Annotated in this window: 26 protein-coding genes; 10 read left to right on the plus strand and 16 right to left on the minus strand. The window is 53.4% G+C overall.

Annotated elements, in window-relative coordinates:
• Nucleotides 1-31 precede the first annotated feature (31 nt).
• The 8 genes from R3C20_06295 (at nt 32) to xseA (ending at nt 7,380) form a co-directional block, all read left to right on the plus strand.
• Nucleotides 32-988: a PstS family phosphate ABC transporter substrate-binding protein gene (locus R3C20_06295; protein MEZ6040095.1), complete on the plus strand. Its 957-nt coding sequence runs from the start codon at nt 32-34 to the stop codon at nt 986-988.
• A gap of 30 nt (nt 989-1,018) precedes the next feature.
• The gene (pstC, locus tag R3C20_06300) at nt 1,019-2,044 is read left to right on the plus strand and encodes a phosphate ABC transporter permease subunit PstC (protein MEZ6040096.1); all 1,026 of its coding nucleotides are present in this window, start codon (nt 1,019-1,021) and stop codon (nt 2,042-2,044) included.
• Nucleotides 2,041-3,081, plus strand: a complete 1,041-nt coding sequence (pstA, locus tag R3C20_06305) for a phosphate ABC transporter permease PstA (protein MEZ6040097.1) — start codon at nt 2,041-2,043, stop codon at nt 3,079-3,081. Before pstC ends, pstA begins: the two co-directional genes overlap by 4 nt.
• A gap of 50 nt (nt 3,082-3,131) precedes the next feature.
• Nucleotides 3,132-4,004 (plus strand): phosphate ABC transporter ATP-binding protein PstB, encoded by an 873-nt coding sequence (pstB, locus tag R3C20_06310; protein ID MEZ6040098.1) that lies wholly within the window; start codon nt 3,132-3,134, stop codon nt 4,002-4,004.
• A 202-nt stretch (nt 4,005-4,206) separates the two neighbouring features.
• Nucleotides 4,207-4,899, plus strand: a complete 693-nt coding sequence (gene phoU / locus R3C20_06315; protein MEZ6040099.1) for a phosphate signaling complex protein PhoU — start codon at nt 4,207-4,209, stop codon at nt 4,897-4,899.
• Nucleotides 4,900-4,908: 9 nt separating this feature from the next.
• Nucleotides 4,909-5,592 (plus strand): response regulator, encoded by a 684-nt coding sequence (locus R3C20_06320; protein MEZ6040100.1) that lies wholly within the window; start codon nt 4,909-4,911, stop codon nt 5,590-5,592.
• Between the two features lie 416 nt (nt 5,593-6,008).
• Nucleotides 6,009-6,170, plus strand: coding sequence for a hypothetical protein (locus R3C20_06325; protein ID MEZ6040101.1), 162 nt, complete (start codon nt 6,009-6,011; stop codon nt 6,168-6,170).
• Nucleotides 6,171-6,180: 10 nt separating this feature from the next.
• Nucleotides 6,181-7,380 carry an exodeoxyribonuclease VII large subunit gene (gene xseA, locus R3C20_06330; protein MEZ6040102.1) on the plus strand — a complete coding sequence of 400 codons (1,200 nt, stop codon included), beginning with the start codon at nt 6,181-6,183 and terminating at the stop codon, nt 7,378-7,380.
• 202 nt (nt 7,381-7,582) lie between these two features.
• Here xseA and R3C20_06335 read toward each other — a convergent pair whose 3' ends face one another.
• The 10 genes from R3C20_06335 to R3C20_06380 form a co-directional block, all read right to left on the minus strand.
• Nucleotides 7,583-7,999, minus strand: a complete 417-nt coding sequence (locus R3C20_06335) for a hypothetical protein (protein MEZ6040103.1) — start codon at nt 7,997-7,999, stop codon at nt 7,583-7,585.
• A 230-nt stretch (nt 8,000-8,229) separates the two neighbouring features.
• The gene (locus tag R3C20_06340; protein MEZ6040104.1) at nt 8,230-9,147 is read right to left on the minus strand and encodes a DUF1559 domain-containing protein; all 918 of its coding nucleotides are present in this window, start codon (nt 9,145-9,147) and stop codon (nt 8,230-8,232) included.
• Between the two features lie 277 nt (nt 9,148-9,424).
• On the minus strand, nt 9,425-10,168 hold the full coding sequence (locus tag R3C20_06345; protein ID MEZ6040105.1) for a carbon-nitrogen hydrolase family protein: 744 nt from the start codon (nt 10,166-10,168) through the stop codon (nt 9,425-9,427).
• 151 nt (nt 10,169-10,319) lie between these two features.
• Nucleotides 10,320-11,816: a DUF1501 domain-containing protein gene (locus R3C20_06350; protein MEZ6040106.1), complete on the minus strand. Its 1,497-nt coding sequence runs from the start codon at nt 11,814-11,816 to the stop codon at nt 10,320-10,322.
• Between the two features lie 29 nt (nt 11,817-11,845).
• The gene (locus tag R3C20_06355) at nt 11,846-15,097 is read right to left on the minus strand and encodes a PSD1 and planctomycete cytochrome C domain-containing protein (protein MEZ6040107.1); all 3,252 of its coding nucleotides are present in this window, start codon (nt 15,095-15,097) and stop codon (nt 11,846-11,848) included.
• A gap of 339 nt (nt 15,098-15,436) precedes the next feature.
• Nucleotides 15,437-15,874 (minus strand): DUF6678 family protein, encoded by a 438-nt coding sequence (locus R3C20_06360; GenBank protein MEZ6040108.1) that lies wholly within the window; start codon nt 15,872-15,874, stop codon nt 15,437-15,439.
• 15 nt (nt 15,875-15,889) lie between these two features.
• Complete coding sequence (locus tag R3C20_06365; protein MEZ6040109.1) at nt 15,890-16,075, minus strand: hypothetical protein; 186 nt, start codon at nt 16,073-16,075, stop codon at nt 15,890-15,892.
• 293 nt (nt 16,076-16,368) lie between these two features.
• Nucleotides 16,369-16,971 carry a hypothetical protein gene (locus tag R3C20_06370; GenBank protein MEZ6040110.1) on the minus strand — a complete coding sequence of 201 codons (603 nt, stop codon included), beginning with the start codon at nt 16,969-16,971 and terminating at the stop codon, nt 16,369-16,371.
• A gap of 263 nt (nt 16,972-17,234) precedes the next feature.
• Nucleotides 17,235-17,606, minus strand: a complete 372-nt coding sequence (locus R3C20_06375; GenBank protein MEZ6040111.1) for an antibiotic biosynthesis monooxygenase — start codon at nt 17,604-17,606, stop codon at nt 17,235-17,237.
• 70 nt (nt 17,607-17,676) lie between these two features.
• Nucleotides 17,677-18,003, minus strand: a complete 327-nt coding sequence (locus R3C20_06380) for a hypothetical protein (GenBank protein ID MEZ6040112.1) — start codon at nt 18,001-18,003, stop codon at nt 17,677-17,679.
• Nucleotides 18,004-18,112: 109 nt separating this feature from the next.
• Between R3C20_06380 and R3C20_06385 the strand changes: the two genes are divergently transcribed.
• The gene (locus tag R3C20_06385) at nt 18,113-18,250 is read left to right on the plus strand and encodes a hypothetical protein (protein ID MEZ6040113.1); all 138 of its coding nucleotides are present in this window, start codon (nt 18,113-18,115) and stop codon (nt 18,248-18,250) included.
• Between the two features lie 901 nt (nt 18,251-19,151).
• On the opposite strand, the gene R3C20_06390 is transcribed toward R3C20_06385, so the two are convergent.
• Nucleotides 19,152-19,631, minus strand: coding sequence for a hypothetical protein (locus tag R3C20_06390; protein ID MEZ6040114.1), 480 nt, complete (start codon nt 19,629-19,631; stop codon nt 19,152-19,154).
• Between the two features lie 166 nt (nt 19,632-19,797).
• Nucleotides 19,798-20,193: a hypothetical protein gene (locus R3C20_06395; GenBank protein MEZ6040115.1), complete on the minus strand. Its 396-nt coding sequence runs from the start codon at nt 20,191-20,193 to the stop codon at nt 19,798-19,800.
• Here R3C20_06395 and R3C20_06400 point away from each other — a divergent pair.
• Nucleotides 20,192-20,329: a hypothetical protein gene (locus R3C20_06400; protein ID MEZ6040116.1), complete on the plus strand. Its 138-nt coding sequence runs from the start codon at nt 20,192-20,194 to the stop codon at nt 20,327-20,329. The two genes, R3C20_06395 and R3C20_06400, sit on opposite strands and share 2 nt — an antisense overlap.
• Nucleotides 20,330-20,422: 93 nt before the next feature.
• On the opposite strand, the gene R3C20_06405 is transcribed toward R3C20_06400, so the two are convergent.
• The 4 genes from R3C20_06405 to R3C20_06420 all read right to left on the minus strand — a co-directional run bounded on the left by R3C20_06405 (nt 20,423) and on the right by R3C20_06420 (nt 23,339).
• Nucleotides 20,423-20,851 (minus strand): hypothetical protein, encoded by a 429-nt coding sequence (locus R3C20_06405; protein ID MEZ6040117.1) that lies wholly within the window; start codon nt 20,849-20,851, stop codon nt 20,423-20,425.
• Nucleotides 20,852-21,014: 163 nt separating this feature from the next.
• Complete coding sequence (locus R3C20_06410) at nt 21,015-21,497, minus strand: hypothetical protein (protein ID MEZ6040118.1); 483 nt, start codon at nt 21,495-21,497, stop codon at nt 21,015-21,017.
• A 147-nt stretch (nt 21,498-21,644) separates the two neighbouring features.
• Nucleotides 21,645-22,100: a hypothetical protein gene (locus R3C20_06415; protein ID MEZ6040119.1), complete on the minus strand. Its 456-nt coding sequence runs from the start codon at nt 22,098-22,100 to the stop codon at nt 21,645-21,647.
• A 675-nt stretch (nt 22,101-22,775) separates the two neighbouring features.
• A complete protein-coding gene (locus R3C20_06420) occupies nt 22,776-23,339 on the minus strand; it encodes a hypothetical protein (GenBank protein ID MEZ6040120.1) in 564 nt (187 codons plus the stop codon).
• Between the last annotated feature and the right edge of the window lie 76 nt (nt 23,340-23,415).

Consider the following 23,415-nt stretch of genomic DNA (forward strand, 5'->3'; position numbering starts at 1 on the left):
ACTTGAACTCTTAACATTATGCGGAGATGCAATGAAGTCGTTGTTTCGGATGTGTCAGTGTGTGGCTCTTGTCGCGCTGGTGGCTGGCTGCCAGGTGGAAGAAGCAGAGCAGGGTGTGTCGAATGTTGATTCATCCATCAAGCGAATCGCGATTGACGGATCCAGCACCGTTGAGCCGATTACAGCACGCGTTGCAGAGAAGTTTGGTGAACAGTTTTCTGATGTTCAGGTGGGCCTGAAGGTGACTGGCACCGGCACGGGGTTCAAGGAAATGATTGCCGGGCGAATTGATATCGCCAACGCATCGCGTCCGATCAAGGACAGTGAGAAGGCAGATTGCGAAGCGAACGGGATTGAAGTTGTTGAGTTGAAAATTGCTATCGATGGCCTGACCGTTGTTGTCCACCCGGAGAACGATTGGGTCAGTGCGATCACCGTCGCTGACCTGAAGAAGATCTGGGAACCCGAAAGCAAAGTTGTCAACTGGAAGGATATCAATCCTGAATGGCCGGACCACAAGATTTCGCTGTTTGGTGCCGGTGAAGAATCGGGAACGTTTGACTACTTCACAGAAGCCATCAATGGCAAAGAAGACGCGATCACCGATAACTACAGCCCAAGTGCCGACGATAATGTCATCGCATCGGGTGTGGCCGGCGATAAGTATGCAATGGGCTTTTTTGGCTATGCCTACTATGAAAAAAATAAGGACAAGCTGAAGGCTCTGGCGATTTCAACGGGCGAGACAACAGAGGGAGCTGTGGGCCCGACGCCTGAAACAATCGAAGCCGGTGACTACAAGCCATTGTCACGACCGCTTTTCATCTATGCCAAGAAAGAGGCACTGGGAAGAGCCGAAGTGGAAGACTTCGTTCGATACTATCTGAATGAAGGTCAGGCGATGGTGGCCGACGCGGGTTATGTCTCTCTCAGCGAAGCCGAACTGGCCACCACAAAGGCTCGGTTCGAAGAAGCAATCGCGAAATAGACGCGTCGAACAACAGTCACTGGGGCATCCATGTCAGATTCGACAGAAATCAAATCGAGATTCGTCGCAAAACGCGACAGTAACCGCCACGAAAAGTTTATTCATGGCATGCTGTTCAACTGCGCTGGCATCTCTGTGCTGACCACGGTAGGGATCATCATTGTTCTGATGGGCAACGCTGTTTACTCACCGGGTAAGCGAACGGCTTTTTTCGAAGAGGTTTCTGTCACTGAATTTCTGACGGACACAAAGTGGAAGCCGGAAGAGCGAAGCGCTGCTTCCGGCAGCCATTCTGCTGAAGCCGATTGGGCAGACAATACCGCCCGGCCACTTCCGGGGCACTTCGGAATACTTCCGCTCCTGAGTGGCACCATGATGGTCGCGCTGATTGCTTCTGTGGTGAGTGTTCCGGTTGGTCTGGGAGCTGCCGTTTATCTTTCCGAATACGCCCAGCCACGAGAACGCAGCTTTTTGAAACCAGCGCTTGAAATACTGGCCGGTATTCCAACCGTCGTTTACGGTTTTTTTGCCCTGCACTTTATTACCCCGTGGGTTCTGCAACCGTTTCTGAAGCACGTCTTCGGAATGGAAATCGGCATCTTCAACGTGGCGAGTGCGGGGATTGTTGTTGGGATCATGGTGACGCCCATGATTGCTTCGTTGTCAGAGGACGTCCTTCGCTCCGTGCCTCGCAGCCTGCGGGAATCGGCGTATGCCCTCGGCAGCACTCGCTTTGATGTCTCGATGAAAGTTGTTGTTCCTGCAGCTCTCAGCGGGATTCTGGCGGCCTTCCTGCTGGCATTTTCACGAGCGATCGGAGAGACAATGGCCGTGACGATTGCCGGCGGTCATAAGATCATGTTCTCCCTGAATCCGTTTGAAGAAGTGCGTACGATGACAGCCTTCATGGTCCATCAGAGCTTCGGTGACGATTCTGCAAATTCAATTCAATACAAAAGTATCTACGCGGTTGGGATGGCACTTTTTGTCATCACACTGCTGATCAACATCATTTCTCAGATGATTCTGCGTCGCTTCAGGGAGGTCTATCAATGACGTCATCTGCGGTCGAAACGCCGATTCAAACGGCCATCAGTTTTACCACCGGCAGTGATCCCTACATGCGGCAGAGGCTTTTGTTCTCCCGCGTGTTTGCTCTACTTTGCCGTCTCGCGACATATTCAGCCCTCGCGGTTCTTGTCATTTTGTTGTCCAGTGTTTTTGTGAATTGTGTTGGCAGGCTGGATTTTGATTTCATTCGATCCGTCAACTCTGTGAGTCCCGAAAAGGCAGGTATGCTGGCGGGGTTGTGGGGTTCGTTCTGGTTGATTTCGCTCACAGGTTTGATGGCCATTCCAATTGGTGTGGGTTCGGCGGTCTATCTGGAAGAGTATTCGTCAGACAATTTCATCAACCGAGTCATCAAAGTCAATCTTTCCAATCTTGCCGGCGTGCCTTCGATTGTCTACGGAATGCTGGGCCTGACTGTGTTCGTTCGAATGTTCGATGCGTATGGTGGACCGGGGCAGAATGCAAAAATCATCAGCCTGCTGAATGGTCTGATCAGAATTCCGATACCTCTGGGCGACAAGGTTCTGGCGGGCGCTTTGACCATGACTCTGGTCATTCTGCCAATCGTTATTATCGCGTCGCAGGAGGCACTCAGAGCTGTGCCTTCGTCAATTCGCGTCGCGTCACTGGCTCTGGGAGCGACTCGCTGGCAGACCATCCGGCATCAGGTACTGCCGGCGGCATTGCCGGGCATCGCCACGGGGGTCATCCTTGCGATTTCCCGCGCGATCGGAGAAACAGCGCCGCTGATTATGATCGGAGCTCTCACCGTTTCCCGGTTTTGCCCAGCCGGGATCGACAGTCCTGTCAAGCTGATCACGCAACCACACCGGATTCTGCAAGCTCCTCTGGATCAGTTTACCGCCATGCCGATTGAAATTTTCCACTGGGCAAAACAGCCCGGAGACGATTTTCGTCCGGTAGCAGCGGCTGGCATTGTTGTGCTGCTGATGGTTTTGCTTTTGTTCAACGGCGTGGCGGTCTGGATTCGTCATCGAGCCGGGAAGAAAATAAAATGGTAGGCGGCCGAACTGTCACTCGAACTCCTCTCCGACCCGGAAGCCGACTTTCCATGGCGAATCCTGCTGCGTCGAGCTCTTCGACAACTGAATCCCCTTCTGTGCGTCATTCGACGCTGCGAGTTCCTCCTGCCGTTGCTGGTGTGGATCGTGATAAAGACTTGTCCGGTCACGCGACAGCCATCAGCGCCAAATCGATGAACTTCTACTACGGCGAAAATCAGGTGCTGTTTGACGTGGCCCTGACGGTCCCCGAAAGGTCGGTGACAGCGCTGATTGGTCCGTCCGGTTGTGGCAAGAGTACCTTCCTGCGCACGCTGAACCGGATGAACGACCTGATTGAAGGCACTCGTGTGACGGGTGAAATCCTGGTTCAGGGGCAGAACATCATGGACCCTGCCGTCGACGTTGTCCTTCTTCGAAAACATGTCGGGATGGTCTTTCAGAAGTCGACACCATTTCCCAAGTCGATCTTCGACAACATTGCCTACGGACCCCGTGTTGCCGGTGAACGCAATCGGGCAGTTCTGGCGGATCTTGTTGAAGATTGCCTTCGCAAGGCGGCCTTGTGGGATGAAGTCAAAGATCGCCTTCAGGATTCTGCCATGGCACTGTCCGGCGGACAGCAACAGCGTCTTTGTATTGCTCGCACTCTGGCGACAAATCCGCAGGTGATTCTGATGGACGAGCCTGCATCGGCGCTCGATCCGGCAAGTACCGCCCGTATCGAAGATCTGATCGGCGAACTGTGTACGAACTACACGATTGTTATCGTGACCCACAACATGCAGCAGGCATCACGTGTCAGTCATCAGACGGCATTCTTCTTCGAGGGACGTCTGATCGAAAGTGGTCCAACGACACAGATCTTCACCAGCCCCGGAGAGAAGAAGACGGAGGACTACATCACCGGGCGTTTCGGTTAACGGGACAACGCCAGGTTTGCCCTGGAAGAAGCCGCAATGAATCGACTGATTGGCCTTCAGCAGCAGATGGTTCAGGCCCTTTTTCTGCTGATGCATGGTGTCGCCAGCAGGACAAATCTGGCTGACGTTGTCTGGTGCGATAAGTCCTGAAACAAAGATCCGCGGGAAGATTCTTGAACAGTGATGTGAAGGATAAAAGGAAATGACGGCTCACTTCTTTCGTGAAATGGAACTGATGCATCGGGATATCCTCTCGATGTGCTCAACGGTTGAGGAACTTGTTTTTGATGCGATTGAAGGACTCCGTCAGGGCCGATCAGAACTGGCACGTGAACTTGCAGGTCGGGATCGCGAGGTCAACGAATGGGATATTCGCATCGAAGAAGAATGCCTGAAGATTCTTGCACTTTATCATCCCGTCGCACACGACCTGAGACGGGTTGCTGTGGTGATGAAAATTACCGCCGAACTTGAACGTGTCGCCGATCTCGCCGTCAGCATCGCGGAACGTTCGGCCAGCATGTCAGAATATCATGCATTCCCAATGCCTTCCGGTCTTGAAAAGATGGCCCGAAAGGCTCTGGAGATGCTGCATGAGAGTATCGATGCGTTTGTCGAAGAAGACCCTCAGCGCGCTCGCGGTGTCTGTACCCGCGACGATGAGGTCGACGAACTGAACGATGAACTCATCAAGGAAGTCGTGGCCTCCATGAAAGAGCAGCCGCATCTCATGGAATCAGGGATGCACTTGTTCTCAGTCATCCGCCACGTTGAACGCGTCGCGGACCATGCGACGAATATTGCTGAAGACGTTGTCTATCTTGTTGAGGGGGCAATTATTCGCCATCCTCGCCTTCCGCGGAACGCGGGAGGCAGTCTCGCCACTCGCGATTAACAAAAGACCATGCAACAGACGATTCTTGTTATCGAAGACGAACAGTCCATTGCGGACGTTATTGTCTACAACCTTCAGCGTGAAGGATTCAATGTTCACTGGGAACGCGACGGTCGCCAGGGCCTTCAAACAGCTCAGGCTACACTGCCCGCACTCGTTGTGCTCGACCTGATGCTGCCAGGTATTGACGGTTTGCAGGTTTGCAGAAGCCTGAAGTCGGATCGTCGCACCCGAGATATTCGAGTGCTGATGCTGACGGCTCGAAGTGCAGAGACCGACGAAATTGTTGGCTTTAATATGGGAGCCGATGATTACGTCACAAAGCCATTTCGCGTCACGCCGCTGATTCACCGCATCAAGGCATTGCTGCGTCGCAATGAAGAGGCCGATGCCGCTCGAAATACGATCGAGATGCATGGGGTCGAGATCGATCGCACGCAGCATGCGGCAAGAGTCGAAGGACAGTTGCTCGACCTGACTCCAACCGAATTCCGCATGTTATGGACAATGATCAGTCAGCCTGGCCGTCCGTTTTCACGCAACGAGCTCATGGAAACTTCACGCGGCGAAGATGCAAATTCGCTTGAACGAACCATCGATGTTCACGTCCGTTCGCTCCGCAAGAAGCTGGGTCCCAAAGCCGATATCATCGAAACTGTGCGAGGTATCGGCTACCGGATCAGTCGCGGCTGATTTGCCGCGTCCCCGCATTCGGTCTCCTTCCAGATGCCCGTTGTTCCATTGAAGTCAGTCTCCGCTCAGGCCGGGAAATCCGGAGGGGCCTGCATCGCTGGGGGCGTTTCACCATCAGAACAGCCTTCATGTCTGCAGAATGCCGTGCCGACGGGGCTCCATTTCGAGCGGAAACCTCAAATTGTTTCCACATAGAAATAGCCGCGTTGCAACGGTCTCCCTGCTGATTCCATCGGCTTCAGCTGATGTGGCTTTACACCCGATTTGCGCTTGTCTGGGATGAACTTGACTCACTGATCTTCAGGACAGACACTCCAGAGGCAATATGCGATTCATGATTCACGGAGACGCGATCGTTTCTGCGTGTTTCTTCAGATCCGGCAAGATGGCGCAAAGTTGAATAAACAGAGCGAGCCATGTTTCTGGTTTCTGCTCACAAGTGGCTTTTTGCATTTGTGTACGCTGAGCTCACCGATTGCCTGCCCGGTGATATCGCCGCAACAAATCCGCTCAGTCTTGCGCCGGGCAACAAGATGATCGCATTTTGCGTCGAGCGTTGCTCAGAATCCTTCGGATGAGACACCTGCTATGGACAATCTGCCTGTTATCTCAGTGACCGAATTGATCACTGCCTTTAAAGAAGTGGTTGAAACTGCCCTGCCGCCCTGCTGTGTCGAAGCGGAAATTTCGAATTGCAAAAAGTCGCCAGCCGGGCATGTTTATCTGACATTGAAGGACGAGCAGTCAGAGATTTCTGCCGTCCTGTGGAGATCGGCGGCAGCACGGCTGAAGTTCCAGCCGAAAGACGGCATGCGTGTTCTTGCTGCCGGTGCATTGCAGGTTTATGTCGCGCGAGGTACGTGCCAGTTCATTATCAATCGGTTGTTGCCTACGGGTGTGGGCGAACTGGAAATGGCTTTCCGACAGCTGAAGGAGAAGCTTGAGCGAGAAGGTTTATTTGAAGCGGGCCGTAAACGGCCAATACCTCGCATTCCGCAGCGAATTGCTCTGGTGACCAGCCCGACAGGCGCGGCCGTTCGAGATATGATTCAGGTCATTACCCGCCGCTGGCCGGTGGCCGATATTGTTGTTGTGCCTGTGCGTGTTCAGGGAGAAGGGGCAGCAGCAGAGGTCGCTCGGGCATTGAACCACGTTCATCTGATTCGCGGTGTGGACGTGGTGATCGCAGGGCGAGGAGGAGGTAGCCTTGAGGACCTCTGGTGCTTCAACGAGGAAATTGTCGCAAGAGCGATTGCAGCGTGCCGAATTCCGGTCATTAGTGCCGTGGGGCATGAAGTCGATGTTTCGATTGCAGATCTTGTGGCCGACCGGCGTGCCCTGACGCCCAGCGAAGCTGGCGAACTTGTCGTACCATCGGTCGCTGATCTGCGACAAAGCCTGAATCAGTTGACGACGCGCCTGTCCGGAATGCTGCGAGCCCGAGTGGAAACCGCAAGGCTTCGAATTCAGTCGTGGGAGTCGCGGTCTGTTTTTCAAAGACCGATGACCATTGTTGACGAGCGGCGACAGCGTTGCGATGAACTTGCCGAAGCTGCGCAACGCGCAATCCAGTGGATGCTGGAGCGGCGACGTCAGCAACTGACAGCGACTGCCGCTTCGCTTGACGCACTCAGTCCGCTGAAGGTTCTTTCAAGAGGATACTCTTTAACCCTTCGAGAGGACGGGACTCTTGTCCGCGATGCCTCCACGGTGACAGATGGCGATATTCTGAAGACAAGACTTGCCAACGGAACAATTTCCAGCGTCGTGATTGATTCTGAACATTGAACCCATCGCGATTGAGCTGATCGCAATTCTTTGTCCTGAACGCACCGCAGACACTCACAGAGTGAGGACCGACACCTGCAGGTACGCTGTGAACATCACTGACCCATCATGCGGCTCTGATGGAATTTTGTAAGATTTCCGGGCCGGTGTCAGGGATACCAGAAGTCTTACAGAATACTGTCAGATCTTTCGAATTGGCTGACTATTGAGAGGTCAGTTCGAACTTGAAGTCTTTCTCACCGGATTCACTGACTTCGGCGTTCAGCGTTGATTTGTCGTTGTACTGCTCCGGAATGTACTGTTCGACTTCACCGCCCACCTCGCCAGTTTCCAGGGTTGTGGTTGAAGCTCCTGCCACAGGCCTCAGGGCCCGGATTTCGACCTTCTTGTTGCCGAGGGTCGATTCCATCGAAAACTTTCCGTCCTTGATCTGTGCCGCATCAGCGCGACCTCCGCCACCATCAGCAGACCGGAAGATAATTTCTCCTTCCGGAACAGGTGTCCCGTCCAGAGTAATCATTCCACTCACAGAGACCGTCGGTGGCCCGGAATCATCACCACTACAGCCAACGGAGCAAGCTAGACAGGACAGAACCGCGATACGAAATAAGGAGTTCATGATGTTCCGCTATAAACTGGTCGGGGAAACAAGATCCAAATGAAGAGCGATTCTGCGGTTGTCAGTCACACACGAAGAGACTCTTCAGAGACGAGGGATTCAAAATCAGCCCTTGATCGCCGCGATAAAGTGGGTGCAGTTCTCGGGGGCGTTGAAAAAGTGTTGCTGTTGAGAAGCCCGGCTCCTGTAAGGAACCGGGCTCTGTTTACATCTGCAGGTTCGAATGAACCTCAGAATTCGCCGAGAACTTCCCCACCATTTCGGCTGCCAAGACCTCGCCAGATGTCGAGGCTGATGTTATCTGAGATAAATCGTCCGGATCCGTCAGACAGCGATACCTGAACGCCACCTGTGTGCTGGCTTCGGGCAAAATTCCGTAACGCACTGCCTCCCAGGATGCTTGTACATGGAGCTTTGGGGAATGTGGTGCTCTTACACTGGTAGACCTGGTCAGGTACGGTCGTGTTGGGATTCTCCAGAGTTGTGAATCCATACGATCCATGATTTGCTCCACCCCAGTAGCCACCGGCTCCGCCCCATCCACCCGTCTGGGTACCACGTATGATGGATTCGGATGTCATCAGGGTGTTTGACGTTCCGTCGAGAATATCACGGAACTTGACAGACGACGTCTGGAATACAATCCCGTTCAATTGAGTGCTGTCTCTTGTCATCAGGGTGTTTCCGGCACACATCACATAATTGCCCTGAAATCCGTTGCCACCCGCCCGAGCACCGCCACCGCCACCGAATCCGCCCGCCGATGGATCACTTGGACACATCAACACTGGAATCTTGAGGTCTTTGATTTCCTTCGGAGTGTCCATGACCCATTGGACATTTGACGATGCGTACTGGTTGTACGCAGGAGCCTGCTCGATGTAGGGCATCAACTGCTGCATCCACGAATCGCGTCCGTGGTAGGTGTTCGAATGATAGTAACCGTACGGAAACGTATTGAACACGTCGTGGTAGTTGTGCATGGCGATTCCAAGTTGCTTGAAATTGTTCTTGCACTGGGTTCTGCGAGCTGCTTCTCTTGCCTGCTGTACAGCCGGCAAAAGGAGGGCAATCAGGATGGCGATGATTGCAATCACCACCAACAGTTCGATGAGCGTAAAGGCACGCCGTTGATTTCTGTAGTTCATCTTCGCTCTTTCGTTTCAGGAATAACTGGACGCCGTATGAGACCCCTCACCACCCAAGTCTAGCTTCACGTCTCCGGGAACCGCAAGTCACAGTTCTTCAACTTTCCCCCCACTGGCCACAATTAGTAGCGTCACAGCATGAATAGAGTTGTCCGATGCATTCCAGTTGTGCAGATCCGCTCGTTTTACGTGCAGAACACTGCATCAACTCGCCAGGGCCTGACTGCGCGCATCGGCGCGCCTGTGGATCGGGGCTGTTCTTTGATGCTGGTCTGATCTAATCGCCTGTCGATTGTAAAGTCCGGATCTTCACTTCTTCGGTTTGATCATCAACGACGACGATGCCATCTGTGTCCGCGTCGAGCTGCCCCAGCAAATTTCCTTTTCGACCCCATGCTGCCGAACATCCCGCGCAAAGGGAACCATCCTGCCAGCCTCTGCTGTTGGACAGCATTACAATGGCGGAACGGCTGGCCGCAAGATGAGACAATCGTTGATTCGCTGCTTCTACTCCCGCCGCTGTCTTCGCTGCACTGGCAATGTAGGTTGTGGCTCCCAGTTCGAATGCGTGATTCGCGTGCTCAGGCACCGATAATTCGAAGCAGATTGCGATCGCGATTTTTGGGGCGTCGTGAATGATCGGGGCTGCATCCGGACCGCAATCGAAAAAAGGTTCCTCGTCCGGATGCAGGTATCGTTTTGAATACACAACAGGCGGCGAACCCGGACCCACGGTCCGCATTGAGATTCGGGGAAGTGCGTCTGTCATCAGCGGAAAGCCAACGGAGATCGAAATACCATATGTTTCTGCAGCGAATGCAAACGGATCGAAGCACTGATCATCAATGGAGCGAGACAGATTGGCAGCCTGAGTGGGCTCGTAGCCGGTCAGGGATAGTTCGGGAAAGACGATTAAATCCGCCCCATTGTCGATTGCAAGATCGATCAATGCCATGTGACGATTGACGTTTCGTTCGATGGGCCCGACAAAGGGTTTGATCTGAGCTACCACCAGTTTCATTCACACGTCCTCGAAACGCAAATCGCTTTTCCGCCCGGTCCTGCACTGTTGGCCCGGTTCTGCACTGTTATCCCAGTCCTGCACTGTTGACAAAGAATCCTGGGACGACTGAGCGTAACAACGGCATTTCATTGCAACGCGACTCGAACGGTCAGGCAAGAATTCCGTTGACAATTTCACCATGAACATCGGTCAGCCGGAAGTCACGTCCCTGAAACCGGTAGGTCAGACGCGTGTGATCAATCCCCAGTAAATGCAGCAGCGTCGCCTGCAGGTCATGAACGTGTACCGGCTGTTCGACTGCGTTGATCCCCAGATCATCGGAAGCGCCATAGGTGAGCCCGGCTTTGGTTCCACCGCCTGCAATCCAGGTGGTGAAAGCATAGGGATGATGGTCACGACCCCATCGCGGCGGATTGTTAATATCGCCCTGAATAAAGGGCGTTCGTCCGAATTCTCCGCCCCATACGACCAGCGTATCGTCCAGCATCCCGCGCTGCTTTAAGTCCATCACCAAAGCTGCACTGGGTTGATCGGTGTCTTTGCACTGCGTGTAGAGTTCTGTCGTTAAGCTGTTGTGCTGATCCCAGCCGGCATGCATGCATTGCACATAACGTACTCCACGTTCTGCCAGTCGGCGCGACAGGAGGCAGTTGTAGGCAAACGTCCCTGGTTCGTGCACCTGAGGTCCGTACATTTCCAGGACATGCTTCGGCTCGTCAGAAAAGTCGGTCAGATCCGGAACCGAAGTCTGCATCCGGTAGGCCATTTCGTACTGAGCGATTCGTGTCTGAATTTCGGGGTCACCTGCCTCTTCGAACCTCATCTGGTTCAGTTCAGCCAGGTCATCCAGAAGAGCGCGACGAAGTTCCGCAGACATACCGTCCGGGTTGTTCAGATACAAGACCGGATCGCTGCTTCCCCGAAAACGCGCGCCCTGATATCGCGTTGGTAGAAAACCAGATCCCCAGTAAAAGTCGTAAAAGATCTGACCGCATGAAGTTCCTTTGCTAACGGACGTCATGACAACAAACCCCGGCAGTTCGCTGGCATCACTTCCCAGTCCATAGTTCAGCCAGGCTCCAAGAGTCGGACGTCCCGGAATCTGCGCACCGCTCAGCAGGAACGAAATCGCCGGGGCATGGTTCACGGCATCCGTGTGCAGACTCTTGATGAAACAGAGTTCATCAACGATTCCCGCCGTATGCGGCATGAACCGACTTACCCAGGCCCCGCACCGCCCGTGCTGCGCGAAGGGTTCTACGGGAGCCAGCATCAGTTTTCCCTGAGCATTTCCCGTCATCGTGCTGAACCGTTTGTCGCCCAGATAGCCGTCGGGAACCGGCGTTCCATGCAATTCCGTCAGACGAGGCTTGTAATCAAACAGATCGACATGGGTTGGAGCACCATTCTGGAAAAGGTAAATCATTCTCTTTGCGCGTGCCGGGAAGTGCGGAGTCATTTGTTCCGCAGTGGGATGACCGGCGGGAACCGGTCGAGTCGCCTTGTCTGCTTGTGCCCCCGCCTGCAGTAACGTTGCCAGGGCTGCGGTTCCGATACCACATACGTTTCGACCGAAAAAGTGTCTTCGGTTGATGTGCAGTTGGCGTTCCAGCAGCGGTGACGCATTCGACAGATCGAGAATCATGTTGGCTGTGCTCGTTGAATTGTGTTGGCTCATTCCCGAGTCAACGTTTCGTCAAGATTCAGAATATTCAGGCAAAGTGCCGTCCACGCAGCGTGTGTCGCTGCAGGGATGGAAGAATCGCGGGCGGATTCACCCACAGAAATCAATTGTTGGGCAGAGTCCGGGGATGCTTCAAAGGCTGTCAGCGCACGATTCAAACTCCGTTGCCAGACGGAAAGCTCTGATGGTCCAATCGGTCGGCAAAGGACTCTCTGGCTGATGAACTGCATGCGGGCTGATGTGTTTTCGGATTCCGATTTGTCCGAATCCAGGTTCGCCCGGGGCACATCTGTCAATGCAAGTTGTGCAAGAGTTCTGGCCGCTTCGACATAAGTCACATCGTTGAGCAAAGTGAGTGCATGCATGGGAGTATTTGTGCGCAATGGTTTGACTTCGCATACCTGTCGACGCGCGGAATCGAAGAAGATCGGCGGGCCGATAATTCTTCGCCAGAAGGAATACAGGCTGCGACGATAAAGAGCGTCGCCGGTTGAAGCCGCGTACGTTCGTTTGCCAAAAGTGGCTTCTGACCAGACCCCTTCGGGCTGATAAGGATAGACCGACGGACCACCGCGCTTGTCGACCAGAAGTCCCGAAACAGCCAGCGCCTGATCGCGAATCATCCATGACGGCATTCGAAACCGAGACCCACGGGCCAGAAAGCGATTTTCCGGGTCTGCCTCGAAGACTTCCGAAGACGTCACATTGGAACGACGCTTGTAGGTCTCACTGGTCACAATGGTTCGCAGCAGATGTTTGACATCCCAGCCCGATTCGATGAATTCCGCCGCAAGCCAGTCCAGCAATTCGCGCTGGATGGGGTATTCTCCCTGAACTCCAAAATCTTCGGCTGTCTTCACCAGTCCAATACCAAACAGCATTTGCCAGTACCGGTTGACGGTAACTCGCGCAGTCAACGGATGATCTCGCGACACCAGCCACTGAGCCAGATGGCGTCGATTCAGGGGCGGGTGGCTCGCCGAATCAGCCAATGTCCCTTCATCATGTCGAATTGAAGGCAGTGAAACCGGACCAGCGGCCATCACTTCATCGCCAGGCTGGTTATACAATCCACGGTCGAGAACAAACGTTTTTCGCAGTTCCTGCCGGTCTTCCATGACCATCACTTTGGCAAGACCCTTCGTCAGTTGATCGCTCTGTTTACGGAGCTCCGCTTTTTGTTTTTGAAGAGCTGTGAACTGTTCGTCATCCGCCTGTTGCCTCTTTTGAATCAACGCCTGTTGTTCCGCGTTGCGACGTGACACCGGGGTTTGTATCGCCTGTACCAGTGCATTATCCGAACCGTCAATTGCCGCGTCAGAAACGGGTGATACGAGCAGTCGAAAATGCCCAAGATTATGGTTCGCATGCGGTGAATTAAACTTCAGCTTAACAATCAGCGTTGAACCAGGCGAAACTGAGAACGGTTTGACAAAACGGAACACGGCGGAATGATCCCGGTCGATTGTCTTGCCGTTCCAGATGGCCCACCCGGAAGCAGGATCGGAATCAATGGCATTGGCAATCTTTAAGTTGCCCTGTTCAAACGTAGCTTCCGGGGATCTCAAAGTCAGGCGTTGAGTCGTCTTGTTCTCGGCGTCCCGAAGCTGAACTTCGAAGTCGGTCAGTACAAAGTTGCCGCTGTCGCTTCGAGCCAGCCCCCCGCTGGTCATCGTGGGATGGCGAACTGCATCCAGACGAATGCTGGCAATAGTGCTGATTTGATGAAGAGTGTCCGGTGACTGGTTTGAGGCAATCTGGCTGGGATCGAATTCAAGAGTATATTCGTCTTTGGGGGGATTTGTTCCGCTGGCGAGGATCAAACCAGACGCGTCTGTCTCCAGCTTCTGATGGAGCGCTGTTGCCGTATGTGCGTGCAGGATGGACCAGTCTGCCTTTGAAGACTTCGAAAACGTCGCTTCCCAGTCCTGCTGTGTGCTTTGCAGCTTGCTGGCACGTTCGGCGATTAGGTTGTCGACAACTGACAATTGTTCTTCAAGCTCTGCCAGTCGCCGTTTCTGTTCATCTGACGCGAACGACAGAACAGGAGGTGTCTGCGCGTTGCCGCCTCCTCCGTTGACCGGCGTCTGGTTGAAGAATGCTGTAAACTGATAGTAGTCTCGCTGACTCAACGGATCGAATTTGTGATCGTGGCAACGGCAGCAATTCAGCGTCAACCCCAGCCAGACGGTACCCATTGTTTCCGTCATATCCATCACATAGTCGACTCGGTTTTCTTCCGCTATCCGGCCTCCCTCTCCATTGATCATATGATTGCGATTGAAGGCCGTCGCAAGAATCTGTTCTTCTGTGGGCTCTGGCAAGAGGTCGCCGGCAAGCTGCCATAATGTGAATTTGTCGTATGGCAAATTGCGATTGAATGCGTCAATAACCCAGTCTCTCCATGGCCACATTGTCCGATCGTTATCGCCCTGGTAACCATTCGAGTCGGCGTATCGTGCTGCTTCCAGCCAGTCCCACGCCATGCGTTCTCCAAATGCCGGGGACGCCAGCGTTCGATCGACCAGATGTGCCCATGCCTCAGGTGACGTGTCCTCCATGTACTGCTGGACATGATCCGGCGTTGGCGGCAATCCTGTCAGGTCAAGCGACAAACGACGGATCAGTATGCGACCATCAGCTGACCCGACGGGCTGAATATTTCTTGCGGAATGGATGCGCCCAACAAGCTGATCAATCGGATGAATTCCACTCAGCGCATTGATCTCCGGACGTTCAATTCTCTCCAGTGCCCAGTGCGTGCCCCACGGCGATCCCTCCAGTATCCATTGTCGAAGAATTTCCTGCTGGGCATCCGTTAGCCTGCGTCCCGATTCTTCGGGCGGCATTTTCAAATCCGAATCATTGCTGAAGATGCGGCGAATCATTTCGCTTTCTTCGGGATGGTCAGAATCAATCACCCGATAGCCGTTCCGATCCCGCCGCGCATCTGCTTCGTCATCGAGTCGCAGGTTTCCCTGCCTCCCTTCTTTCGCATCCGGGCCATGACATTGAAAGCACTTATCCGACAGAATGGGCAGAACGTCCCGATCAAACCGCAGACGCCCGCCGCCATGATTGTTCATGGATTCATCAGCTCGACACGGAATCGATAAACCCGGGACGGACAGAACGATGGAAGTCACCGCGATCAGCAGGGCCAGCGACACTTGGCAACAGCCGACGCACAATCGGATGGCATTCAGGCATTTCCGGACGACAAGTATCGACCACTGGTTCATGGAGGTCGTTCACCCTGAGGAGAGAATCGAATGAGTCTGCCACGAGCGAAATGACTCTCTCAGGACAGGATTCGTAATTCGAAATTTGTTGAATTCACCAGACAGGCCGCTAATTAACAGCCTGTTCAAAAAAACGGGACTGGCTCGAGCAGGAGACCTTACAACACGACGGTTTCAAGTCGTCCCGCGTACCTGTCCCGGTTTTTCCACGGACAGCTAAGCTAAGCTAAGACGCCTGCTGACGAACCACACCAATCACCCGGCGGTGACGAGCGACTGTCTATTCTAAAATACCTGACCTCGCCAGTCAGGTGCACTGGAGCATTATTTGTGATTGACTTACTCAGAGTTGGCATCGAGACCGTCAAGCGATTCCGGCAAGTAGCCGTGAATGCGGACAATGTCACCAACAAGATCGTAGCGGAATCGAGCGTCGTGCAGAATCTGTACGATCCAGTCGGAGTGGTCAATTCTCTCTGGTTTGATGAAAGCACCCTGGCGAACGTCCTGAAAGCAGCAGATATCGAACCATTCCACAGACATCATTGGGAACGGTAAGTGATGCCACCATTCGGCGTCCCATTCGGACCGCAGGCCATCAACGCACTTGTAGCGATATAATGGACGCCATCCATCACGTTGTCGCATTGCGTCGAGTAGCCGGGACCATTTTACATCACTGGCCGCACCGGTCAGTCCACGCTCAGAGATTACGCGCCGAATACGATCTTTCTCATCGTTGGTGCCTGTGTTCGGTTGTGGAGAGGTATCAGTCATCGGTGCATCACAGTGTTATTTGCCGTTTTTCGTCTGACTCGCACAACCAGCATAGGCATCCCATATCCATTCAATGGTGCCAGCATCAACCTTTCCCGATAACTTCTTACCGACGCGTGCTTCGAATGCGGCAATGTCTCCGGTGCCGGTTTGAAATGCAATCAGGTTGTTCCCGTGAAGGTTACGCGTCCAGTCGACCATGCATCGCCACTCACCGGGACTGAGGCTGTTAGGCTTCTTTGCGTACAAGCCGTCGATGTGAGTTTCAAGTTTCCTCGCGTTGTGAGTGCGTCCAATAATGCTTTGCTCAATGGCAGGAAGGCACAGACAAACGAGAGCGACAATCGCAACCGAAAAAAGCAGTTTTTTGAGGCTGGATTGCTTTTGTATGCGGAGGAAATCTGAAGACGATCTGCATCACGGATGCGGCGGGAGTTAATCTTGATTCCCAAATCCACAGGTAATCAATCCGCTGGTTCACGGCATGGTCCCGCCTACTTGTCGTTGCTTTGCAGCGCAACACGCTCTGCAGGTGGTGGACCTACCAGGACAGCCACATATGCCAGCGGTTTTTCAACGGGATTCGTTTCTGATAATCCCGGGGCAGAATAGGGCAACACCGGTTGAACGGCTCGAGTCCCGGGTTCATCCAGCATTGAGACCTTCGCCTCGTATCCACTGACAGGATACCAGCCACCAACGAGAACCGAAACGCGGCCATCTTTTCGTTCAGGAAGGTCGCCCTCCACTGGGCAAAAGAGACTTGAGTTCTTCGCGACAAGACGACCATCCCAGACGCGATTATTGACTTCGTCGTCCGAAAGCAGCCCGTCACAAACAGGCACCCAATTTGTGACCGCAAAATACTCAGACACGCCAATCGTTTCCAGCTGATCTGAGACCCATCCTTCGACGTTAGGGCCATCCTGCATCGGAGTGCGTGCAGTGACCGGCATAATCACCTTGACGAACACCTGATTGAATTGCCGCCTCGCGATCGAACCGGGCGTAGGATTCTGGGCTCGAAGCTCCGCAACAGCGGCAAAGGTCGTGACCGTGAAGACAACCAGCAGTAAGTCAAACCTACGACATTTCATTCCGGACCTCACAGCGTGTCAACAGCCTGTTGCAAAAGGGGACTGGCTCGAGCAGGAGACCTTAAAACACGATGGTTTCCAGTCGTCCTGTTCCTGGCATGAGTTTCAGAGACATCGAGCAATCAATCTGGTTGACTATGCCAGCAATCACATCGAGTGATCCGTGAAGCGGATCCGCCTGAACGACTGCTCAGCGATTCACGCCACTATTTTTCAGTGTGTCTGTTTTTCAGTATGTCTGTTCTCGGAAACACACGCGACGGTCATTCGCCGCCTGGTTTGGATTCTGGGTCGTCCCGGCGAAAGTGGTAAGAACGCTGGACCTCGCAAATACGCACCGTGTAAGCAGTATACCAAAGTCGTCGACCAAGTTCCTGGACATTGCGATGTTCGGAAACTGCATACCAGGCCCTGATGGCATCCAGATCACGCCAATATGAAACAGTAATTCCTTTAAGGTCTGCGTCGCGTACCGAGTCAATACCAAGGAAACCGTCCTGCAGGGTAGCGAGCTCGAACATACGTCTTGCCGCAATCGAGTAGTCGATGCCGTCGTCCAGTTGACGGCGTGAAGTAAAGATAACCGCGAAATGCGATTCTGAGTGAATACTTGCGAGGGGGGAGGTGTTCTGCATCAGGCGGACAGGTAAAGGTTTTCAGCTTGATAATGCCACGCACCACGAGTACTGTTTCGCCGGACTCCAGTCACGTCGTTCCCACGATGACGGTCGGTCGGATCCTGGCGATTTCGTTGACGATGCGCCGAGTCGGAATTCCATAGTTGCCGTAGAGCTCAAAGGTACCAGACAGCGTATGGATACGAAATGACTCCGGCCCACCATCAAAGTCGATCTTGTTAATCTCTGTAATGTCTTCCAAGACCACAGAAAACGATTTGGAGACCAAGTCACCAGGAATCGAGCACGTTAGCGACTTCGTGTCGAGTGTGACACAAACGTCGCGTCGAATTGAAGCGACGGTAATCGCTATCCAAAGCGATATAACCAAGTTCACTCCGAGAATAAGGCCCATAATCACCGTTCCCAGCTTCGGTCCGATTCTATCGGAGGACAGACAGACGCCGACCCAGGGCCAAATGTTGACCGACAGGAATACGACGAGGGCCGAAGTGAAGATCGAGATGGCAAGGGTGCGTATCCACGATCGACGATACGCAAACAACGTCGTCGTCCTACTCACGTATGGATGCCTTCTGTTGATGCATGACGAATTGCCATCCATGCGACAGCAGGATGCTGGCGTAGAGATCGAGCGCTGAACTTTGCTGCTTTGCGAGTGCTTGCGGCTAGGTTGTTGGCTTGCGGGATTCATCACGATCATGGATCCGCTGCGGAGCAGTTTACTGATGGGGCAACGGGTTGTCACCCTGAGATTGGCGATTTGATGGTGATCGGATTCCGGCGGATTTTGGCATTGATTCGGATGCGACTGTTGTTCGAGAAGCGATTGCGGCGGCATCCTCGAAGTGACGCAGCGGCGAAGAAATCGGTTTCTGTTTCGAAACGATCTGGACAACGACTTGTGTTGTCAGAGACGCTGTCATCCATCCGGTTCCTGCGATCGATACCATGCTGGCCTCGCATCGCTGCGAAAGATGTCTCGCTGTCTGCATGGCCCGTTCGTCGAAGTGCGGGCTGGCTGGAGCTCCTGTGAATTTTATGCAAACGGAGGCGGGGCTGACTGTGATTCGTTGTAGAGTGAATCCCGTCCGCAATTTGGCGATGAAACCGGGCAGACGGAGTAATTGCAAAGCTGGGCCTGAAAATCACAACTCGTCATCGCGGACCACCCGGACTCAATAAAAACGGTGCCTGACCCCTTTAGTGTCTTGCCCCTTTAGTGTCTGCGAGTTCCCTACAACGAAGAAAAATACATCCAGCGACTCAAAGAAACCGGCTCACCCCTGGCAAAACTCATCTCGTAAACTACGACAGCGAACTCAAGACATCGCCGGCCAGGCCAGCTCACGCCAAACCATGAATCTGTTGATAACTCGAAGAAAAACTAACACTGACCGTTGCACTGATGACTCAGATGTCTCCGGTTCACGGTTTTGTTCGCCAAGCATGTATCGGAAAAATCACCAGATGACGGTTGCGATTAACAGGCACACGCGTGCCACTGATAGGAGATAGAACGGAACCGTCAGGCGACGGCTATCACTCGCGTATTCGAGTCGTGAGCATCTTCCACCTGAACCCGTTACTATCAACGAACTCGCCTTCAAGCTTTCCGAATTCTTTCAGGGAAAGCAGGGCTTTTCCCTGAAGAGGCTCCGCCCATTGTTTCGGTCCCTTTAGGCCTCGCAGCAACGTGAACTCTACAACGGCCTTCTTCTCTTTCAGGAGCGGCTTGCTTACGCCGATTTCGACGGTCCATTCTTCGCCGGGTTTCGCAGCCTGATACACCTTTAGGTCGGATACTCGATACGCTCCGCGGATTGTATCCGGCCGTTCTGGCGTGCTCCGAGGCAGCGGGGAAAGGGTGAAGTACCAGATGGCTCCCTCGACCGATCCAGCCGCCTTGAGAAACTGTTCTTTGATCGCGGCTTCTCGAAGAGTGTCCTGCGCGAAGGATTGTTGTGAAACCGTTACGCAAAGAACTGCAACGAGCAGCGAGGCGGTATAGGACGTTCTCATTCTCGATCTCCTCTGGCCGTAAAGTCGACCATTTAAATTATGATGAATTGAGAGGCTGTCACCAAGTATGGCGAACGACCAGCATCACCGGATGCGGCAGTAAGATAGACAATTTCAAAAACCGTTGCTCCCGAATTCCGGTGCATGCGATGGTTATGCGTTCTGGTCAGCGATTCGAGTCCGGAGATTCAGGTGATGAATGACTAGCCTCGTGGAGCCGAGCCGATTCTCGCAAACCTGCCAACGTGTTTATGAATGCGTCGTGTGCTTCGTCTGTAGCTCTGACAACCAATGTGGTAATGCAGTCAGTCTGCATTACCTTGGCATTGAAGCCGGGAGTGTGGCCAATTGCGCTACGACAGAGCATAGCCACGGCAGAAGCATCGGTAACGTACTGCCCTTGCGGTGAGAGGCGATAGATGGGCAGATCTTTGATGGAGTATGCACGACTGGTTAATCGGGGCAGTGGTTCCGTATCCGCGGCGACTACATGAAATGCAAAGAACGCCGCTGCGATAACAGCAATTGCGGGAAGCACTAGACGTTGGCGAGGCGTAGACATGAAAGAACTCCGTTCAGCAGGTCAGGCGGTAAAGGATTTGCAGTCGCCATTGTATGGATTACCACGAAACAATCCATGGCAGTCTGTGACGCATAACGAATTGCGATCTATGCGACGGCAGGATGCTGGCGTATAGATCGAGCGCTGAACTTTGCTGCTTTGCGAGTGATTGTGGCTCGGTTGTTTGCTTGCGGGATTCATCACGATCATGGATCCGCTGCGGAGCAGTTTACCGATGGGGCGACGGGTTGTCACCTTGGGATTGGCGATTTGACGGTGGTTCGGTTCCGGCGGATTTGGGCTTTGATTCGGATGTCACTGTTGTTCGAGCAACGATTGCGGCGGCATCCTCGAAGTGGCGCAGCGGCGAAGAGATCGGTTTCTGTTTCGAAGCGATCTGGACAACGACTTGTGTTGTCAGAGACGCTGTCATCCATCCGGCTCCTGCGATCGATACCATGCTGGCCTCGCATCGCTGCGAAAGATGTCTCGCTGTCTGCATGGCCCGTTCGTCGAAGTGCGGGCTGGCTGGAGCCTGTGAATACTGCGCAAACGGAGGCGGGGCTGACTGTGATTCGTTGTAGAGTGAATCCCCGTCCGCAATTTGGCGATGAAACCGGGCAGACGGAGTAACTGCAAAGCTGGGCTTGGAAATCACAACTCGTCATCGCGGACCACCCGGACTCAATAAAAACGGTGCCTGACCCCTTTAGTGTCTGACCCCTTTAGTGTCTCTCCTTGAACAAAAGATTAGACCTCGGCTCCGCTAATCGCGTCGCGAGTTTCCAATCCACTGGGGTTAGCTGCTGACGTTTTTCAGGTCAGCCGCGCACGTACTCGTCACTATCATCTTCCGGCTCGTTTTCGACGCGCTCCTCGTAATCGTCTGGGATCTTATCCGGATCTGCGGGAAGCCACTGTTCCTTGGACTTGCGGTAGCACTTCTTGCGATACGAGAACTTCTTGATTATGTTTTCGATTTCCTTGAGCAACTTCACCTTCTTGTACCACATCGATCCGCACTCACCACATCCCCAATAAGACTTCTCGCCGTCATTCTCGACGTAGTCCACGAAGCCAGCGCACGCAGAAACCGGACAGCGATAAGTGGGTGTGGAAACGACGGTTCCGTCTTTGCCTGCTACAACGGCTGTTGCATCTATCTTTGTATATTCATGGCAACGCGGACACTCAATCGCGAGTTTCTCCCACTGGCTATTCGCGCACCTTCGAATCATGTCCGCTTGCTTCGTTTTCAGCGGATAAAATCGTTCGCCGCATTCTTCGCAAATAGCCGAAGACATCTCAAAACTCCGAAATGACTGATTGCTGCAGCTAACGCCGCGGTTAACCGGGCCGCGGCCAACCAAGGTTGATTTCAAAAAGCCGCACGACCCGCGGCTCCGGTTGAACCGATTGTTCGGCATCGATTCTCTGGCAAGGGTCAGGGTTCACATCTTTGCCAACAACTCGGTGTATCCATTGTATTCGTTCTTCCAGTCGGCGTAGCAGCCAACAAGGCCGCACGTCGGGCAATGGCAACCAAGGTACAACCAACGGACGTCGTGTGACAAGGAATCGTCTTGATTTCGATACCGATGAATGCCAGCCGTAATCTGGAAAACATCTCCTTCACAGATGCATTCGTGCTGCGAAGGTTCAGCCTCATCTACGAAGTCAGCACTGTCACCCATCAGGTGTTCACAACCGCAGTTGCTGCATCGCCGGATTGCTACTCCCGCATTTTCGTCCGTCAGAAAGTGGAACGTATCGTTGCCACAATCGCATCTGATGTCGGTGAAGTCGTCAACCGGATAGGCATTCCTATCGCTGTAGCGCTCCAGTTCGGAGCGAATGTCCGCGTGATTGTCTCCGTACCAGTAATCACCACGTTTCACGAGCGTCATAGACAGTCACTTCAGATGCCGAACGCCGACGGTCACGGGATTGTGCCGGACGGCCTTGTTTTGAAAATTACGGGTTGTGCACAATTCCCGTGCACCGTTTTGTTAGCTGAACTTGCGCGGATTGCCGACCACAAGATTTCTGTCGGTAATCGCCGCATTGTTTGCGCAACTGTCTAGCGTTACGACTGTGAATTGTGCTCACTTGCGATTTGACAGTCGAGTGAAAATTCATATTTGAGAAGTCTCAGAAGCTGATAGGTGGTCGCCGATTTCGCAAGACGTAATCTTGATGCGCTTGTCGAAACAAACGACCGTGCGGCAGATGGGGCACGTGATCGACCAGCATGGAAGCCGATCCCATGCGACTTGGGTGCCGGCTTTGCGAGCAAGCCTGACGCCGCATTGAGTGAGAGATTTTCTAGTAACGCCGTCGATCGTTGAGCCGCATTCCGGACAGGTCTGGCCGTTGATTTGCACGGTGACCTTAGATTCTTCGAGGATCATGAGCGGCTTGGTGAGCGCGTAAATCGGGAGGGTTGCGATCTGGATGAGGCGAATCAGCACAATGATGGAACGTCTCTCCCATTCCCAGCTAACGACTGTCATCACTGGGTGGCGGGAATGGACTTCGATTTCAGAAACCGCTGGCGACCGCCACTCCGGTGGATGGCTTGGTTATGCTATGCTCCCAGGCTTGTATTCGTCTTCAAATTCTACTCTGTCGTGGCAAAAGAAATCGTAGCCAGTTCCTTGCGAAGCACGGAGCACTGCGGTTGATGGTTGTTCTCGTCGAACTTCCATGTTGTAGACAAATATGTGGAACCCGGCGCTGATATCTTGGCCGGTAACAGTCCAACGTGGCCCGCAGACATAATCTATTTGAGAGCAGTAATAGAACAGTTGGATTGCAACCTTCTTTAGTCCCCCACGGCAGCATCCGAGAAGCAAGATGGATTCCGGGTTCAAACATTCCGCTTCGCAAAGAGCTTCCGCAAAGACACTCCAGTCGACCGAGATAGAGCCGTCGGCCTCGCCAAAGCCAGTGAGATCCGCATGGGCTGCGAGATAAACATAGTCGTATTTGCCACCTGCACAGAGATCGCTTTTGAAGGTCGCCATGTCGGTGAGGTATGAGGTGCAGTGGGCAATTCCAAACATGTCTGCCACGGTCTTGATGTGATCGATCTCGGACGAGCAGACGTCATTTGCCGCCTTGATGATGAGCAGCCTTTTCGGCAACGGATTCTCCTTTTGGCATAACGCCGACGGTCACGGGATTGTGCCGGACGGTTTTGATTTGAAAATTGCGTGTGAT

Source organism: Planctomycetaceae bacterium (assembly GCA_041398825.1).
Lineage (GTDB): Bacteria > Planctomycetota > Planctomycetia > Planctomycetales > Planctomycetaceae > F1-80-MAGs062.

Coding starts and splice junctions, on each gene's coding strand:
- R3C20_06325 (MEZ6040101.1), top strand. CDS start 6,009: ATGTTTCTGGTTTCTGCTCACAAGTGGCTTTTTGCATTTGTGTACGCT.
- R3C20_06320 (MEZ6040100.1), top strand. CDS start 4,909: ATGCAACAGACGATTCTTGTTATCGAAGACGAACAGTCCATTGCGGAC.
- R3C20_06385 (MEZ6040113.1), top strand. CDS start 18,113: ATGGCAAGGGTGCGTATCCACGATCGACGATACGCAAACAACGTCGTC.
- R3C20_06295 (MEZ6040095.1), top strand. CDS start 32: ATGAAGTCGTTGTTTCGGATGTGTCAGTGTGTGGCTCTTGTCGCGCTG.
- R3C20_06415 (MEZ6040119.1), bottom strand. CDS start 22,100: ATGACGCTCGTGAAACGTGGTGATTACTGGTACGGAGACAATCACGCG.
- R3C20_06350 (MEZ6040106.1), bottom strand. CDS start 11,816: ATGATTCTCGATCTGTCGAATGCGTCACCGCTGCTGGAACGCCAACTG.
- R3C20_06410 (MEZ6040118.1), bottom strand. CDS start 21,497: ATGTCTTCGGCTATTTGCGAAGAATGCGGCGAACGATTTTATCCGCTG.
- R3C20_06395 (MEZ6040115.1), bottom strand. CDS start 20,193: ATGTCTACGCCTCGCCAACGTCTAGTGCTTCCCGCAATTGCTGTTATC.
- R3C20_06345 (MEZ6040105.1), bottom strand. CDS start 10,168: ATGAAACTGGTGGTAGCTCAGATCAAACCCTTTGTCGGGCCCATCGAA.
- pstC (MEZ6040096.1), top strand. CDS start 1,019: ATGTCAGATTCGACAGAAATCAAATCGAGATTCGTCGCAAAACGCGAC.
- R3C20_06370 (MEZ6040110.1), bottom strand. CDS start 16,971: ATGAAATGTCGTAGGTTTGACTTACTGCTGGTTGTCTTCACGGTCACG.
- R3C20_06340 (MEZ6040104.1), bottom strand. CDS start 9,147: ATGAACTACAGAAATCAACGGCGTGCCTTTACGCTCATCGAACTGTTG.
- R3C20_06390 (MEZ6040114.1), bottom strand. CDS start 19,631: ATGAGAACGTCCTATACCGCCTCGCTGCTCGTTGCAGTTCTTTGCGTA.
- pstB (MEZ6040098.1), top strand. CDS start 3,132: ATGGCGAATCCTGCTGCGTCGAGCTCTTCGACAACTGAATCCCCTTCT.
- R3C20_06400 (MEZ6040116.1), top strand. CDS start 20,192: ATGAAAGAACTCCGTTCAGCAGGTCAGGCGGTAAAGGATTTGCAGTCG.
- pstA (MEZ6040097.1), top strand. CDS start 2,041: ATGACGTCATCTGCGGTCGAAACGCCGATTCAAACGGCCATCAGTTTT.
- xseA (MEZ6040102.1), top strand. CDS start 6,181: ATGGACAATCTGCCTGTTATCTCAGTGACCGAATTGATCACTGCCTTT.
- R3C20_06335 (MEZ6040103.1), bottom strand. CDS start 7,999: ATGAACTCCTTATTTCGTATCGCGGTTCTGTCCTGTCTAGCTTGCTCC.
- R3C20_06380 (MEZ6040112.1), bottom strand. CDS start 18,003: ATGGGCCTTATTCTCGGAGTGAACTTGGTTATATCGCTTTGGATAGCG.
- R3C20_06375 (MEZ6040111.1), bottom strand. CDS start 17,606: ATGCAGAACACCTCCCCCCTCGCAAGTATTCACTCAGAATCGCATTTC.
- R3C20_06365 (MEZ6040109.1), bottom strand. CDS start 16,075: ATGGTCGACTGGACGCGTAACCTTCACGGGAACAACCTGATTGCATTT.
- R3C20_06360 (MEZ6040108.1), bottom strand. CDS start 15,874: ATGACTGATACCTCTCCACAACCGAACACAGGCACCAACGATGAGAAA.
- phoU (MEZ6040099.1), top strand. CDS start 4,207: ATGACGGCTCACTTCTTTCGTGAAATGGAACTGATGCATCGGGATATC.
- R3C20_06355 (MEZ6040107.1), bottom strand. CDS start 15,097: ATGAACCAGTGGTCGATACTTGTCGTCCGGAAATGCCTGAATGCCATC.